General features: G+C 59.5%; 8 protein-coding genes. All 8 read left to right on the forward strand.

Annotation, left to right across the window (positions count from 1 at the left end; genetic code table 11):
* Window positions 1–124 precede the first annotated feature (124 nt).
* The 8 genes from RR42_RS00040 (at window position 125) to RR42_RS38165 (ending at window position 14631) form a co-directional block, all read left to right on the forward strand.
* Window positions 125–748 carry a recombinase family protein gene (locus tag RR42_RS00040; protein ID WP_043342605.1) on the forward strand — a complete coding sequence of 208 codons (624 nt, stop codon included), beginning with the start codon at window positions 125–127 and terminating at the stop codon, window positions 746–748.
* Entirely contained in the window at window positions 745–3537 is a 2793-nt protein-coding gene (locus RR42_RS00045) for a class I SAM-dependent DNA methyltransferase (protein WP_043342607.1), read from the forward strand. Before RR42_RS00040 ends, RR42_RS00045 begins: the two co-directional genes overlap by 4 nt.
* On the forward strand, window positions 3534–5654 hold the full coding sequence (locus tag RR42_RS00050) for a DEAD/DEAH box helicase (RefSeq protein WP_043342612.1): 2121 nt from the start codon (window positions 3534–3536) through the stop codon (window positions 5652–5654). Before RR42_RS00045 ends, RR42_RS00050 begins: the two co-directional genes overlap by 4 nt.
* The gene (locus tag RR42_RS00055) at window positions 5647–6843 is read left to right on the forward strand and encodes a GIY-YIG nuclease family protein (RefSeq protein ID WP_043342615.1); all 1197 of its coding nucleotides are present in this window, start codon (window positions 5647–5649) and stop codon (window positions 6841–6843) included. Before RR42_RS00050 ends, RR42_RS00055 begins: the two co-directional genes overlap by 8 nt.
* Window positions 6844–7477: 634 nt before the next feature.
* On the forward strand, window positions 7478–8842 hold the full coding sequence (locus RR42_RS00060; RefSeq protein WP_043342618.1) for a hypothetical protein: 1365 nt from the start codon (window positions 7478–7480) through the stop codon (window positions 8840–8842).
* Between the two features lie 309 nt (window positions 8843–9151).
* Window positions 9152–10240 (forward strand): hypothetical protein, encoded by a 1089-nt coding sequence (locus tag RR42_RS00065; protein WP_043351072.1) that lies wholly within the window; start codon window positions 9152–9154, stop codon window positions 10238–10240.
* A 402-nt stretch (window positions 10241–10642) separates the two neighbouring features.
* Entirely contained in the window at window positions 10643–13615 is a 2973-nt protein-coding gene (locus tag RR42_RS00070) for a hypothetical protein (protein WP_043342620.1), read from the forward strand.
* 782 nt (window positions 13616–14397) lie between these two features.
* Entirely contained in the window at window positions 14398–14631 is a 234-nt protein-coding gene (locus RR42_RS38165) for an ADP-ribosylglycohydrolase family protein (protein WP_082054764.1), read from the forward strand.
* Window positions 14632–14726 lie beyond the last annotated feature (95 nt).

A 14726-nucleotide genomic window follows, 5' to 3' on the forward strand; every position in this document is an offset into this window, starting at 1 on the left:
GAGATCTCAGCGCGTCCAGAAAGCGGTGGTTTTATGGACGCCAAAAACCGCCACGTAGGGGCTGTCCGAAGGGTTACCAAAATGTTAAAATTCCCGTCAATTTTTCATCGTCCGGAAACTGTCAATGAATCAACGGATCGGTTACGCCCGAGTTTCGCCGGATGACCAGAATCTGGACTTGCAGCGCGACGCACTGCACCTGTCAGGGGTTCAGTCGATTTATGAAGAGATGGCGAGCGGTAAGGCCGCTGGCCGCCCTGAGCTGGACCACTGCCTGAGGGCATTACGTGCGGGTGACACCTTGGTGGTGTGGCGGCTGGATCGGCTTGGCCGCAGCTTACCTGATCTGGTGCGTATCGTTACAGAGCTGGAAGAAAATGGGATCGGCTTTGAGAGCATCGCCGAAAAGATCGAGACGGCAAGTGCGGCCGGAAAGCTGGTGTTTCATGTCTTCGCTGCGCTGGCCGAGTTCGAGCGCGATCTGATTCGAGAACGCACGCAGGCGGGCTTGGTCGCAGCACGTGCGCGAGGACGAGCGGGAGGCCGGAAGCCCAAGCTGGATGCCCGACAAATTAGGGAAATCAATCGGCTCATGTCTGACCCGACGATCCCAATCAGTCAGATTGCTGAGCGTTTCAAAGTCTCACGGACAACCATTTACAAAGTGGCTCCCCGCAATGCCGTGACAGTTGCCGAGCATCTGTCGGACGCGAGCGGGAAGAAGTCATATAGACAAGATGCCCCATGAATGCAGTAGAAATTGAAGCGGCTATATCGGATTTGGCCCTGCAGCCATTCGATGCGGCAGAGTTCCCCTTCGCCTTTCTGGGAGCGTTCGGCAATAAGGACACTGCCCTCAAGCGGTTGCGCGCCGGCAACAACAACACCTCGGATGTGCATGGTGGCGTGTTGCTGCGCAACAGCATCCACATTGCCGTGTGCGAAGCCGGCGCAGTGGGTAAAACACTCCAAGCGTTGCGTGCCAGTCCCGCAACGGTAAAGGCCAAGGCGAAGTTCATTCTTGCCACAGATGGACAAACGCTGGAAGCCGAAGAACTCGGCAGCGGTGAAACGATCGCCGGCGCCTTCCCGGACTTCCCGAACCATTTTGGTTTCCTGTTGCCGCTTGCCGGCATCTCCACCATCAAGGAGATCAAGGACAACCCTATTGACGTGCGAGCCACCGGGCGGCTGAACAAGCTCTACGTCGAACTGTTGCGCGAGAACCCAGACTGGGCGAAGGACGAACGCCGCGCCGACATGAATCATTTCATGGCGCGGTTGATTTTCTGCTTCTTTGCCGAAGACACCGATATCTTTAACGGCGAGGTGCTGTTCACTCGAACCGTGGATCAGTTCAGTGATCGTGACGGCTCGAACACTCATGAGATTCTGGAAGCCATCTTCCGGGCAATGAATACAAAGATCGCTGACCGAGCGGCCGAGGGTTTTCGCCCTTGGGCGGATCAGTTCCCGTATGTCAACGGCGGTCTGTTTTCTGGCAGTACCGAAGTGCCGCGCTTTACGCGCATGGCGCGCACCTACCTGCTGCATGCCGGCAATCTGAACTGGCAACAGATCAACCCGGACATCTTTGGCAGCATGATCCAGGCCGTGGCCGACGACGAAGAGCGCGGCTCATTGGGCATGCACTACACCAGCGTGCCCAACATCCTGAAGGTGCTGAACCCGCTCTTTTTGGACGAGTTGCGCGCGCAGCTTGATGCCGCTGGCGATAACAAAGTCAAGCTGCTCAATCTGCGAAAGCGCTTGGCCCGCATTCGCGTGTTCGACCCGGCCTGCGGCTCCGGCAACTTCCTGGTCATTGCCTACAAAAAAATGCGCGAGATCGAGGCGGAAATCAACCGCCGCCGGGGCGAATCGCATCTGGGCAGCGAAATTCCGCTGACCAACTTTCGTGGCATCGAGCTGCGCGACTTCCCTGCCGAGATCGCTCGCCTCGCGCTGATCATTGCCGAGTTCCAATGCGACGTGCTGTATCGCGGCCAGAAGGATGCGCTGGCGGAGTTTTTACCGCTGGATGCGCAGAACTGGATCGTGTGCGGTAATGCGCTGCGGTTGGATTGGTTGAGTATCTGTCCACCAACGGGCACAGACGTCAGATTACTCGCCGACGATTTATTCGGCGCACCATTTAATCATGTGGAAATAGACTTCGAGAACGAAGGTGGTGAGACGTATCTCTGTGGGAATCCGCCGTACAAGGGCAGTCAGGGGCAAACCGATGACCAAAAAGCGGACTTGCAAGCCGTTTTTTCCAAACATACCAAGAACTGGAAATCGCTGGACTATGTATCCGGCTGGTTCATGAAAGCCGCCGATTACGGCACTGTGAACGATGCCGCGACTGCATTTGTTTCGACCAATTCGATTTGTCAGGGGCGGCAAGTTGCGACGCTGTGGCCGCTCATTCATGGCACTGGCCACGAAATCAGCTTTGCGCACACCTCGTTCAAGTGGGCCAACTTGGCCAGCCACAATGCTGGCGTCACGGTTGCCGTTGTGGGCATCTCCTCGCGGCCTGCTGCCCTGCGCAGAATTTTCAGTGTGGCCGACGATGGTTCGGTCGTAGTTCGGGAAACGTCGCACATCAACGCTTACCTGACGCCGGGTGCGAATGTAGTGGTTGAGGCTCAGCCAGAGCCCTTGGGGAAACTGAGCGCCATGAGTTTTGGCAGCATGCCCAATGATGGCGGGCATCTGCTTCTCAATGTGCAGGAGGCCGAAACGGCAATCCGCGTGCATGGCGTTAACGCAAACTTCATTCGCCCCTTTCTGGGCTCTGAAGAATTCATTCGCGGCAAAGAACGCCGCTGCATCTGGGTTCGCGACGATGATCTCGCGCTAGCGACTGACAACGATTGGTTGGCTCAGCGTTTTGACGGAGTGCGTCGTCAGCGGGCCGCATCTGGGCGAGAGACCACAAACGCTTTGGCGGGCCAGCCCCATCGCTTTGGTGAAGTCAGGCAGACCGGCAATGAAACTGCTCTCATCGTCCCCAGCGTCTCATCCGAATCGCGCACTTTTCTACCCGTAGGATTACTGCCGCGCGGGTCTATCGTTAGCAACCTCGCCTTCGCCCTCTACGACGCCCCACTCTGGAACATGGCCCTCATCGCATCCCGCCTGCATCTGGTTTGGATTGGCACTGTTTGCGGCAAGATGAAAACCGACTTCCGTTACTCCAACACCCTCGGCTGGAACACCTTCCCCGTGCCGCTGCTCACCGAGCAGAACAAAGCCGATCTGACAGCTTGCGCCGAGGACATTCTGTTGGCCCGAGAAGCGCATTTCCCGGCCACCATCGCTGACCTCTACGACCCGGAAACGATGCCGGAGAACCTTCGCTATGCCCACGAGCGCAACGACGAAGTGCTGGAGCGTATCTACATCGGTCGCCGGTTCAAGAACGACACCGAGCGGTTGGAAAAACTGTTCGACCTCTATACCAAGATGACGACGGCAGCGGCCAAGACCAAGCCCGCAGCGAAAATGAAAAGGGTAAAGAAAGCATGAGCGAGCAAGCCAGCAACCCGACCAATGCCTATACCGTACCGTCGGTGTCGATCACCACGGAGCGCTCCGGCGCATCCAGTAAGGCGAACGTGCTGGGCATGCGTGCGATGCAGGAGCGTGCTTACGCCAAGCGCGGTGAGCCGTTCCTGTTGATCAAATCACCACCGGCCTCTGGGAAGTCCAGAGCGCTGATGTTTATTGCATTGGACAAGCTCCACAACCAGGGCTTACAGCAGGCCATCATCGTGGTGCCGGAACGCTCCATCGGCGGCAGCTTTTCCGATGAACCATTGAGCCAGTACGGCTTCTATTGGGACTGGCAGGTGGCTCCGCAGTGGAACCTGTGCAACGCCCCTGGCGTGGATGAGCCACGCGTGGCCAAATCCAAGGTGGAAGCCGTGCGCAAGTTCCTGCAGAGCGCCGACAAGGTATTGGTTTGCACCCATGCCACCTTCCGTTTCGCGGTAGAGGAGCTCGGCATTGACGCGTTCGACGGCCGCCTCATCGCCATCGACGAATTTCACCATGTCTCCAGCAATCCGGACAACAAGCTAGGCAGCCAGTTAGGTGCCCTCATGGCGCGCGACAAGGTGCATCTGGTGGCCATGACAGGCTCTTACTTCCGGGGCGATAGCGAAGCCGTGTTGGCCCCTGCGGATGAAGCCAAATTCGAGACCATCACCTACACCTACTACGAGCAGCTCAACGGTTATCGCTGGCTCAAATCGCTGGACATTGGTTACTTCTTCTATACGGGCCCTTACGTGGATGCGGTCGCCAAAGTGCTGGACCCGGCACTGAAGACTATCGTGCATATTCCCAATGTCAATGCGCGCGAAAGCCTCAAGGACAAAGAGCGTGAGGTCAATGAAATCATGGGCGCGCTGGGGGATTGGCAGGGAGTCGATCCCGTCACGGGCTTCCACCTGATCAAGGCAAAGGATGGCCGCACTCTTAAAGTCGCTGATCTTGTCGATGACAGCGATACGGCAAGACGATCTCGCGTGCTGACGGCGCTGAAAGACCCCGTGCAGAAGGAAAACCGTGAGCACGTAGACATCATCATTGCGCTGGGCATGGCGAAGGAAGGTTTTGACTGGATTTGGTGCGAACACGCACTGACCATCGGCTACCGCAGCAGCCTGACCGAGATCGTGCAGATCATCGGCCGCGCTACCCGCGATGCTGAGGGCAAGGAGCGGGCGCGATTTACCAACCTGATTGCCGAACCCACCGCCGAGCAGACCGCTGTGGCCGAGGCGGTGAACGACATGCTCAAGGCGATTTCTGCCAGCTTGCTGATGGAGCAGGTTTTGGCCCCACGCTATGAGTTCACGCCCAAGAATACTGGCCCCAAGGAAGGCTTCGACTACGGCGAGGAAGGCTACAAGGAGAACGGCCACAACATCGGCGTCAACAAGGACACTGGCCAGATTCACATGGAGGTCAACGGACTGGTCACACCGCAGAGCGCGGAGGCGACACGTATCTGTAAGGAGGACTTGAACGAGGTCGTTACCAGTTTCTTGCAGGACAAGACCGTGCTTGAGCGTGGCCTGTTTGACACGGAAAACACACTGCCCGAAGAGCTGACCCAGTTGCGTATGGGCAAGATCGTGCGGGAGCGGTATCCAGACCTGAGCGACGCCGATCAGGAAGCGATCCGGCAACATGCCGTTGCTGCGATGAACATTACCCAGCAAGCTAAGTTGGCGTTGGCCCAGGCTGATGCCGGCGGCAGCGGCACCGCCCAAGGCAATACGGCGTTGCTGGATGGCGTGCGCAAATTCGTCAATGTGCGTGATCTGGACATCGACCTGATTGATCGCATCAATCCCTTCGATGCTGCCTATGCGGTGCTGGCGAAAGCAATGGATGAGAAATCGCTGCGCCAGGTGCAGGCAAGCATTGCTGCCAAGAAGGTGAGCATCTCTGAAGAGGAGGCGCGGGAACTGGCACGGCGAGCCTTGCAGTTCAAGAATGAGCGCGGCCGCTTGCCCGACATCAATTCCGCCGATGCATGGGAGAAGCGCATGGCCGAAGGCGTCGCGGCACTTGCGCGCTATCGTGCTCAGGCCAAAGCGGCGCAGGCACAGGGAGAGGCCGGCAATGGCTGATATGAACGATGATGAGCTGCTGGATGCCCTCGGTGTTGAAGCCGCCCCGCTGAAGTCTTCTAGTCGAACCCCACGCGAGGAACGCATCATCGCGGGCTTCGAGGACATCTTGCGCTTCCATCAGACCCACGGCCGAACCCCGCAGCATGGCGAGGAACGGGATATTTTCGAGCGGCTGTATGCGGTGCGCTTAGATCAGCTACGCAGGTTGCCTGAAGCACAGGCGCTGCTGGGTGCGCTTGATGGACCTGGTCTGCTGTCTGGCTCGGCGGCTCCGGTTGATGCAGATGAACTGGACGAAGACGCTTTGCTGGCCGAGCTGGGTATTGGCGATGGGCCTGACGACGAGAGCGACATCACCGTGCTGCGTCATGTGCGCTCCCGGGCGGCAATAAAGGCAGCGGAAGAAATTGCCGGCCGGAATCCATGTGAAGACTTTGAGAGATTCAAGCCACTTTTTGATGAGGTGGAAGCGGGCCTTAAGCAAAAGTCGTGGGTGACCAAGCCCTTCGGTAAGGACGCCAGCATCGAGGTCGGGGATTTCTTCATCCTGAGTGGTCTGCTTGCCTATGTCGCCGAGATGGGCGACACCTACAGAACGCCGAATGCGGAGACTAATGGCCGTTTGCGCGTCATTTACTCCAATGAGACGGAGAGCGATCTGCTGCTACGATCCTTGCAGCGGGCGCTCTATAAGGACAGTGATGGGCGTGCCGGATCTCGGATCATCAAGGCAGATATCGGCCCGTTGTTCGGTGGTATAGCCGAGTCGGACGACATCGAATCAGGCACCATCTATGTGCTACGCAGCCTGTCCAGCCATCCAGTTGTTGCCGAACACCGCGAGCTGATTCACAAGATCGGCGTGACGGGCGGCAAAGTGGAAACACGCATCGCGGCGGCGGCGAAGGATGCCACTTACTTGCTGGCTGATGTGGAGGTGGTGGCCACCTACAAGCTCCACAACCTGAACCGAACCCGCTTGGAGAATATCTTCCATCGCTTATTCGGCGCCTCGCAACTTGACGTGACCATCGAAGATCGCTTCGGCTATCCGGTTAAGCCTAAAGAGTGGTTTCTTGTGCCACTTCATGTGATTGACGAAGCCGTCCAGCACATCTTGGATGGATCGATTACCCGCATGGTCTATGACCCGAGTTCGGCTCGGCTTATCGATATGGGAGAGTAAGCCAGACTCCGGACTGGCCCGCTAGGAAGGAGCGGCAGCTAACGCCATGAGTTCCGAATACGCACGCATTGTGGCGCAAGCCGATGCCCTGACCGCAGGCCAGGATGGACGCCAAGAGGCAAGAGCATGACAAAACAGCACCAGGATAACCGAGCCTATCGCTCTGGCACGTGATCGCGACGAACGACAAGGGGCACAGGACCTCCGCGGTCGTTCCATTGGCTGTCGATTCGGAAGGGAGGCGCTGTCCGCCGCTGGAAAAGACCGCCGACGACCTGTTTCAAGCCGAACTCGCGCCGCGCAGGCATTCGAGGGACGAGGCCTTGCGTCTGCCTTCTGAGTCAATCGAGCCAATGCTTCTTCGGGATCTCGTCCATCGCGGCATCGTGCGCGAAGACCGCGCACCGCTCTGGCGCTGGCTATTGGTCGGGGGCGCGCTTCTAATCCCTTCCGACACGCCGCTCTGGCAAAACAACTCGGCTACTAGACTAGCTACACCGGAACGGCGTCGTGCGGCACCAGGCGGCGCCCCGGCACCACGGCCATTGCAGCGACGAATCTGGTGGATCACTAAGCGACTAGCTGGCACACTGAACCCTCCTATCGCCCTTCAACGTTCCAAAGACGCGACTCAATGAACGACATTTCAAAAGCACGCTTCGAGGCTCTGGCGGCGTACTGCCGGCAGCCCGGCGCCCTCATCGCGGCTGAAGAAATCCGGTGGCTTGAAGCGCATGGCGAAGCAATGCTGATCGTGATCATCCGGGACGTTGCCGACGGTGACTACGCAGCCATGGTGCTCGCGAGAGACCTGAAGGAGCGCTATCGGTGGGTCGAGATGACACCCTTCTTCGACACCGTTGATCAAGCTCTTGCAACGGCGCCAGAGGTGGTCGAGCGCGTCTATGCCGATCTCGACAAACAACGGACTCAGGGTGACGAAAAGGGCCGACCCGTTGATTTCTTCATGCCCGTGGTTCCGAAGGAAAAGCTGAATCGCGACTTCGCCACCATCACTGCGCTGGAGGGGTACTCCCCGGCGGTCGATCTGATGAAGCCCATGATGCGTTGGTACGAGGACGCGGACGGAAATTTCGTCGAGCAATTTCAGACCACTGGCTTTGACACGCGACTTTGGGAGCTCTATATATTTGCCATGCTGGTGGAGGCGGGATACGTGCTCGACCGGTCGGTGGCCATCCCCGACTTTCAAGCACGCAACGCTTTCGGCGAGATTTGCGTTGAAGCCACAACCGTCAACCCGAGCCGCGACGCCCAGGGTCAACTGGTACCTCCGCCGCCATTAGATACGGAAGAGCAGGTCAAGCAGTTTGAGCAAGAGTACATGCCCATCCGCTTTGCCGGCCCACTGACCGCAAAACTGGCAAAGAAGTACTGGGAGAAGCCGAGCGTGCAAGGACACCCCTTACTGTTTGCAATCCAGGATTTCCATGCACCGATGTCAATGCTGGTGAGCCGGTCTGCACTGCCCATTTATCTGTACGGGATGACATGGGGTTGGCACCACGACGCAAACGGCAAGCTGGTCATCGCTCCGCTGAAGGTAGATGTCCACCGGTGGGGCACGAAGAATGTCCAGTCGGGCTTCTTCAATCTTCCCGGCGCCGAGAACGTGAGCGCGATCATTGCGAACGCGAGCGCGACTATCTCGAAGTTTAATCGGATGGGCGTCCTCGCCGGCTTCGGTTCGAAGCGAGTACGCCTGGTCCGAGAGGGCACTGCGGTGAGCCTCGACCCGAATGCCGCAGAACCGCTGCACTTCGTGCACGACGTCAATGCCCCCGGATACTCGGAGACTTGGATGGAAGGGGCCGACGTGTTCCATAATCCAAGTGCGAAGCACCGACTTGACCCTGCTATGCTCCCTGGCGCGGCGCACCATCGGCTACTGGAGAACGGCCAGTTGGAGTCCCGAGTCCCAGCTTGGCAACCATTCGCATCCACGACACGGATCTTCGTCCCGAACGTAGATGGCTAGCGTAGTCGTGCAACTGATCCGGACCCTGCCGACGCAGGGCTCCGCTGTCCCAGTGATCTTGCTATGCGGCTTACACTCTGCAACTTGCCGAGCTAGCCGTGGCGTTGGTCAGTAGTTGGGCGTTGAGGCGACTGGGCTGTCCGCTTTGGGAGTTGCCGTTCTCCCCCGATGACAACTGGCGGCCAGGATCGGAAGTCCGCAAACGGCAGCTTCGGCGCGTGCACAGACTTGGCAGTTGTCCAATCTGCGGGATCGCAATGATCAGAGTTCAGTCTGCGTACTGCGACCTTCGGTGATATGGTGCTTTGGATGCAATATCAGACTAAATGGCGCCTGTTCAACGTTGACTCGATGGTCGAAGAGCTCTCCGGAGCCGATCAGACCGCGTCGACGATCGATTTGTGTGTCGCATCGCTGGCCTTCAAGAATTTCGACTTTGTTGCGAAGCGCCTTGCCTTCGTGATTGAATGTTCGACGCGCGACCCGCTCACTTGGCTGCGGCTAGTCGATGCCGCGACCGAGCGCTACTGGATCCGCGGTGAGAACGAGGGGGTGGCAGTTTATGGAGCGACAGATCACTGCGGTTGTATCCGCACGTATCGGTTCAACGTGAACCACGCAGCGCGCGCCCAGCAGTGGGGGCGCGACTGGGTGATGTTGGCCACCGAGAAGGCGCTGTACGCCCAGTTAGACACGCCCGCGGCTCGGGCCGTTTTCGACGCTTGGCACCATTGGACGAGCCGTTCAACCCAGAAAGCGTCTCAGCTCGCGGAAGGCCGGTTCAAGAACACGGCTGTCGAGCATTCGTTCATCGTGACAAGCGGGCGAGGGTGCGTTGTGTGTGCCGACCCGGCAGTCGCGCATGCGAGCACGACCTTAGGTTTCGCGGCCGCCGACGCAACGCTCATCCAGCTCCCGGTGTGTGCAGACCATCTGGAAACAGCGCGCTCTGAGCCGAGCGTACTGACTTTCCTGGAAAAGATGTTCTCCCTGTCGTTCGATCTGCCCACATTGATTCGCAGCGAGTCGATCCCCGACGTGATGATCCCCACCGTTCATCAAATCGTGGCCGACGAGCTTGGAGGCACTGTCGGCTCGGCAGAAAAGCGCAGCCGCGGGTGGCTCCTCAAGGTGGAGCTGCCCTCTGGGTGGCACTGGCTCCTGCGAGTGAACTCGCTGATGGACTATGCCTACATGCTTTTCAAGCCAGGCGACACGAAGGCGGCCTATCGGGCGGATTCGGCCCCAGACCACCCTGAGTTGCCGTTCTTCCCAGATCACGAACACTCGAAGCCGGATCGTAAGAAGGACGTCCGAACGCCGAGCTTTCTGTATGGCATCCCGCTTTTCGATCTGAAGCGCTTACGTGATATGAGTGACCAGCACGGCGCTCGCTGAAGTCGCCTATGGGCGATGTATGGGCAGCAATCATGCAAGGGCAGCAATCAAGCGCGGCTAAGTGGGCTGCGGCCGCTTCGGTGGGCCGCAACATAATTCTTTCGTGCGAGATATTGCCCGCGAGTCCGCATTGGGCATGCTCGGACGGCCAAATGGTCAGCGTGCGTGTAGCGTGGTCGGGGGCGGGGCCATGCCCTCAATAGCCAAGGCTTTCAGAGTTCCCGCGATGATTGAAGGCAACTCTGCAAGTTCAGGCGGTCGCTTGTGGCGCCTGAGCGATTGCGTGTCATCGCAGTCCAACCGAGTTCCGGCAAGCGGCGAACGTTTGACAGGCTGACAGTGTGGCCGCAGAATCCACCGCAACTTTCTAAGACGTTCAGGCAGATTCGAGGAGGAGAACCCATGTGCGGAACCCACGCGCGACGCAATCGGTCAAGCAAGGCACGGGGTTCGCTCGCGACAAAACTGGTGCCCCTCGCTCAGTCCCTGTGGGGACCGCTGTCGGCGGCCGAAGTGGGGCTATTGCAGGCAATCGAGTCTAAGCCCGGGCATGAGCCGGATTCGGAAGAGGGCACGGCGCCCGCCGGCACGGACCTTTCGCCGCCGGTCGCCCGTGTCCGCGCAGGGCTCTTGCGCTGGCTATGCACCTCCAGCGAGGCTGCGGCAGCAATCGACACGAAGGGCTTGCGCGTTCAGCGGGTCCTTATCGACGGGACGCTTGATCTCGAGTCGATAAACTGCAGCTTTCCCTTGCGCATTCAGGACTGCGTGATCGCGGGTGCGGTCCGGCTCAACCATGCGAAGTTTCCCTATGTCCGAATCTGCGACACCACGGTCGACGAACTGAAAGCCAATCGAATTCGACTTGAAGGCTCGCTCGTGTTGACCGGGCTTAGGGTGAGGGGCGAACTGTCACTTCAAGGCGCAGCCATCAATGGGAACCTACAGCTCGACAAGGCCCACCTGTCGTCGCCGGGCGGCTGTGCGCTGAATCTGGAGGGCGCCAACATCGGGGGTGCCGTGAACATGCGCGAAGGCTTTCGAAGCGATGGTCACATCCGCCTGTTCTCGACCCAGATCGGGAAGAACCTCGAGTGCGCGGGCGCCATCGTTGCCGCGCGTTCGATGGAGGCGTTGCTAATTGAGTCAGCCAAGATCGGCGGGTCGATTCTGCTGCGCAACGGGTTTCGAAGCCTGGGCCAAGTGCGTGTTTTCGGAACTGTGCTGGAGGGCAACTTGGATGTTCAGGGAGCACGGCTCACGGCCCGCCGAAACGCGGCGCTCAACGTGTATGGGAGTCGGATCAAGGGGTCGCTCGTGCTTCGAAGCGGCGAAGCGAAATACCGATCACGGTGCTTGGGTGGAGTACGCATCACGCGCAGTTTCATCGACGGCCATCTCGATCTATCCAATGCCCGAATCCGTGCCCGGGCCCGGCCCGCGGGCGACATGCTGGATCTCAAGATCGAGGGACGCTTGATCGCGCAGGCCGCCCGCATTGACGGGGAGCTTATCTTGGCACGGGCCATAGTCGGGAACGATGCGATCTTCTTCGCGGCTCGACTCACCAATCCCGGTGGTCGCGCCTTGAAGGCGCGAGGGTTTCACTGCGGGGGCAGCCTCCTACTGGGCGAGCAGTTTAAGGCCTCGGGCAGTGTCGAACTGTTTGGTGCCTACGTCGGCGACGAGTTCAATGCCATCGGATCGACGTTCGAGCGCGAGGGCGGTGTTGCACTCGATCTCCGCGAGTCCACGATTCACCGGTTTGCCTCGTGCGCGAATTGCAAGGTCGTCGGCACCGCGAAGTGGAGCGGGGCCAGCGTGGGGTCCACAGTGAACCTATCTAAGAGCAGGTTTGAAGGAGAGTTAGATCTCACACGGACCCAGATCGGCGGCCACCTGTTCCTGGACGGCGCCAAGTTGAGCGCTGGCGCTCGCCTACAGGCGGATGGCCTTCGCTGCAAGGGTAGTCTCTTTCTTGGCGATGGGTTCGAGGCACCGGGTGGAGGTTTGTTTTACGGTGCAGTCGTCGAAGGTGATTTCTATTCGTCAAATTCGATCTACGGGAACGGCACGGCAACTTCGTTGAACCTAAGCGGTGCGCGCATCGGCGGGCATCTTTTGCTGACCGCTGCCACGTTGATGGGGACTGCATGGCTAGAACTCGCGTCCGTCGGGGGCCGGCTTTCATTCTCACGCACGACAATTGCGGCTACCCGCGGAGCTGGTCGCCGCCGCAATGCGGCGTTGTACGCCAATGGCTGCTCTATCGGCAGCGAAGCGCGCTTCGACGGAGGATTCACGGCCAGGGGCGCGCTCCTCCTTGACCGTGCGCACATTGCCGGCAGCCTAAGTCTTGCGAGCTGCCTGGTTCTCAACAGGAAGGACGTGGCGATTTCACTGCTCGGCGCCTCGATCCAGGGCGATGTCGACGCCGGACGTACGTTCGGCGACAACGCGCGCTTCCAGGAGGCACGCTTGCTAGGCGAGATGAACGTCAGCAAGGCCTCGATCGAGGGCAGCGTCGATCTTTCGGGCATGTGGATCCTGAACCGCGGTGGCGACGCGCTTCGTGCCGAGAGGATGAAGGTCAAGGGCTCGCTCGACTTGCGGCAGGGCTTCACGACAAACGGCGGCATCGATCTGCGGGACGCAACCGTCGGCTCATACTTCGATGCCGAGGCCAGTTGGTCGTCGGCCCACACCCTGAGACTAGAAGGACTGACCTACGCCACGATCGTCCCAGCCGTCTCGGCCGAGCGGCTGCGCTGGCTCGAGCACGGCAAGTGCCGGTCTAGCGACGCTGCTCGGAAACCGCTCATGGCGGACCCGGTGTCGCTCCAGCCCCACGAGCAATTGATCCAAGCCCTTAAGAAGCAGGGGCACGAACGGGATGCTCGCAAGATCGCAATCGCAAAACAGGCCTACATGAGCAAGCACAGTACCGAAGGCAGGGTGGGGAGATGGATGCACAGGCTCTATGGCGCAACGATCCAATTTGGCTACCGGCCGCAACGAGCGCTGCGCTTTGCCCCCGCCTTTCTGATCGCGCTCTGTATGTTCTTCTACACGGGAGCCGACAGCTTGATGGTCCCGGTCAATCCGTTGGCGGAGGCAGCCCTGAAGCAGGGTAAGGCCCTTCCATCGGGTTACCCTTCGTTCAACGCGGTCGCCTACGCCGTCGAGACGTTCGTGCCCATTCTGAACCTGCAGCAGAAAGAGTCGTGGCGTCCCGACGACAGGGCGAGGTGCGATCCGGGACCGGAGCGCTGCGGCTTCTGGCTGCGTGTCTATCTGTGGTTCCACATGGCCGCGGGATGGATCATTACGACCCTGGCGGTCGCTGGCTTTACCGGACTGGTGCGGAAGGATTGAAAGCAGTCCCCCTTTGCCTCGATACTCAGCATGCCGGGCTACCCTTAAAGCCAAAGTCAGAGACGGTGCCCTCCTAATGGAGCGCACGGTGTTGTAAGAGGCCTGAGTTCGGATCATCGCACAATGACCGCTCCTGGCCCCCAAAGGAGCGGTCATCCGTTGAACGTGGGCATAGCGGTCGTTCGAGGCAGTGGCGTCGTGCAACTCATTCATTGGGGAAACGCAGTAGGTCGCGCCGATATTCGGTTCTCAATAGGCACGCAGCGAAACGCCGCCGGCGCATGTTGATCCGTACTATTATGCGCAGGACTGCATACAAACCAAGCAGTTCTAAGTTGTTTTGTTGCGCGTTTCGGCCGCAGCAGCCGACCCGCCAGATTAACGACGTTGACTATGACGACACAGCCCAAGCCTAAGCCCAATCGCGCAGCCGCGAACGCTGCTAAGGCACCGGCGGTCAAGCGTATGCGCAAGGTGCCACGTGGCGCCGTCAGCCCCGCGGCTGCCGGACTCGCCGGCGCGCTGTTCGAGAGGCATGTCGGCGCGCCAGTACCTGCTAACGCTGCTGTCGGGCGGAGAGGCGCGCGGGTTGCATGCGCTTTCTATTGCCTCGTTGCGACCGGCTACCTGCAAGGTCTTGCGGACCCGTGGGCATCGGCAGATGGTCGTCTCGAAGAGGTCTACAAGACGTGGCCAGACGCGCGGGAAGGCAGCGATATCTCCGCGAGCTGGACGTCCTGTGAGGCCTTCCGAAGCATGACGCACCGCGCGGCACGGGATACGTGCTCGACACGATCTTGTCTGCGCGGCGCGCGCTCGAAGAGTCGACGTTCGAGGACGTAGTCAGGACGGCTGTCCATTTTGGAAATGACACCGATACGACAGCCCGCGTCGCCGGCGGGCTCGCCGGAATCCACTTTGGGCTGGCCGGTATCCCTGTGCGATGGCCTAAGCAGCTGCGTGGATATGATATTGCGGTGCCGTTGATTTCCGCGTTACTTGAAAAAAATCCCTGAAAAAGGTGCCGGGAATGACTGACGGCTTCGCCTCCGGATTGACATTCAGCTCGGCCCTCCCTGCAGCCGATGAGCACGAGGAAGAGTGGTGCCAG

Source organism: Cupriavidus basilensis, from assembly GCF_000832305.1.
GTDB classification, from domain to species: domain Bacteria; phylum Pseudomonadota; class Gammaproteobacteria; order Burkholderiales; family Burkholderiaceae; genus Cupriavidus; species Cupriavidus basilensis_F.

Excerpts from the sequence above, each read along its gene's own strand:
- RR42_RS00060 (WP_043342618.1), top strand. The coding sequence starts at position 7,478 with ATGAACGACATTTCAAAAGCACGCTTCGAGGCTCTGGCGGCGTACTGC.
- RR42_RS00055 (WP_043342615.1), top strand. The coding sequence starts at position 5,647 with ATGGCTGATATGAACGATGATGAGCTGCTGGATGCCCTCGGTGTTGAA.
- RR42_RS00050 (WP_043342612.1), top strand. The coding sequence starts at position 3,534 with ATGAGCGAGCAAGCCAGCAACCCGACCAATGCCTATACCGTACCGTCG.
- RR42_RS00065 (WP_043351072.1), top strand. The coding sequence starts at position 9,152 with ATGCAATATCAGACTAAATGGCGCCTGTTCAACGTTGACTCGATGGTC.
- RR42_RS00070 (WP_043342620.1), top strand. The coding sequence starts at position 10,643 with ATGTGCGGAACCCACGCGCGACGCAATCGGTCAAGCAAGGCACGGGGT.
- RR42_RS00045 (WP_043342607.1), top strand. The coding sequence starts at position 745 with ATGAATGCAGTAGAAATTGAAGCGGCTATATCGGATTTGGCCCTGCAG.
- RR42_RS00040 (WP_043342605.1), top strand. The coding sequence starts at position 125 with ATGAATCAACGGATCGGTTACGCCCGAGTTTCGCCGGATGACCAGAAT.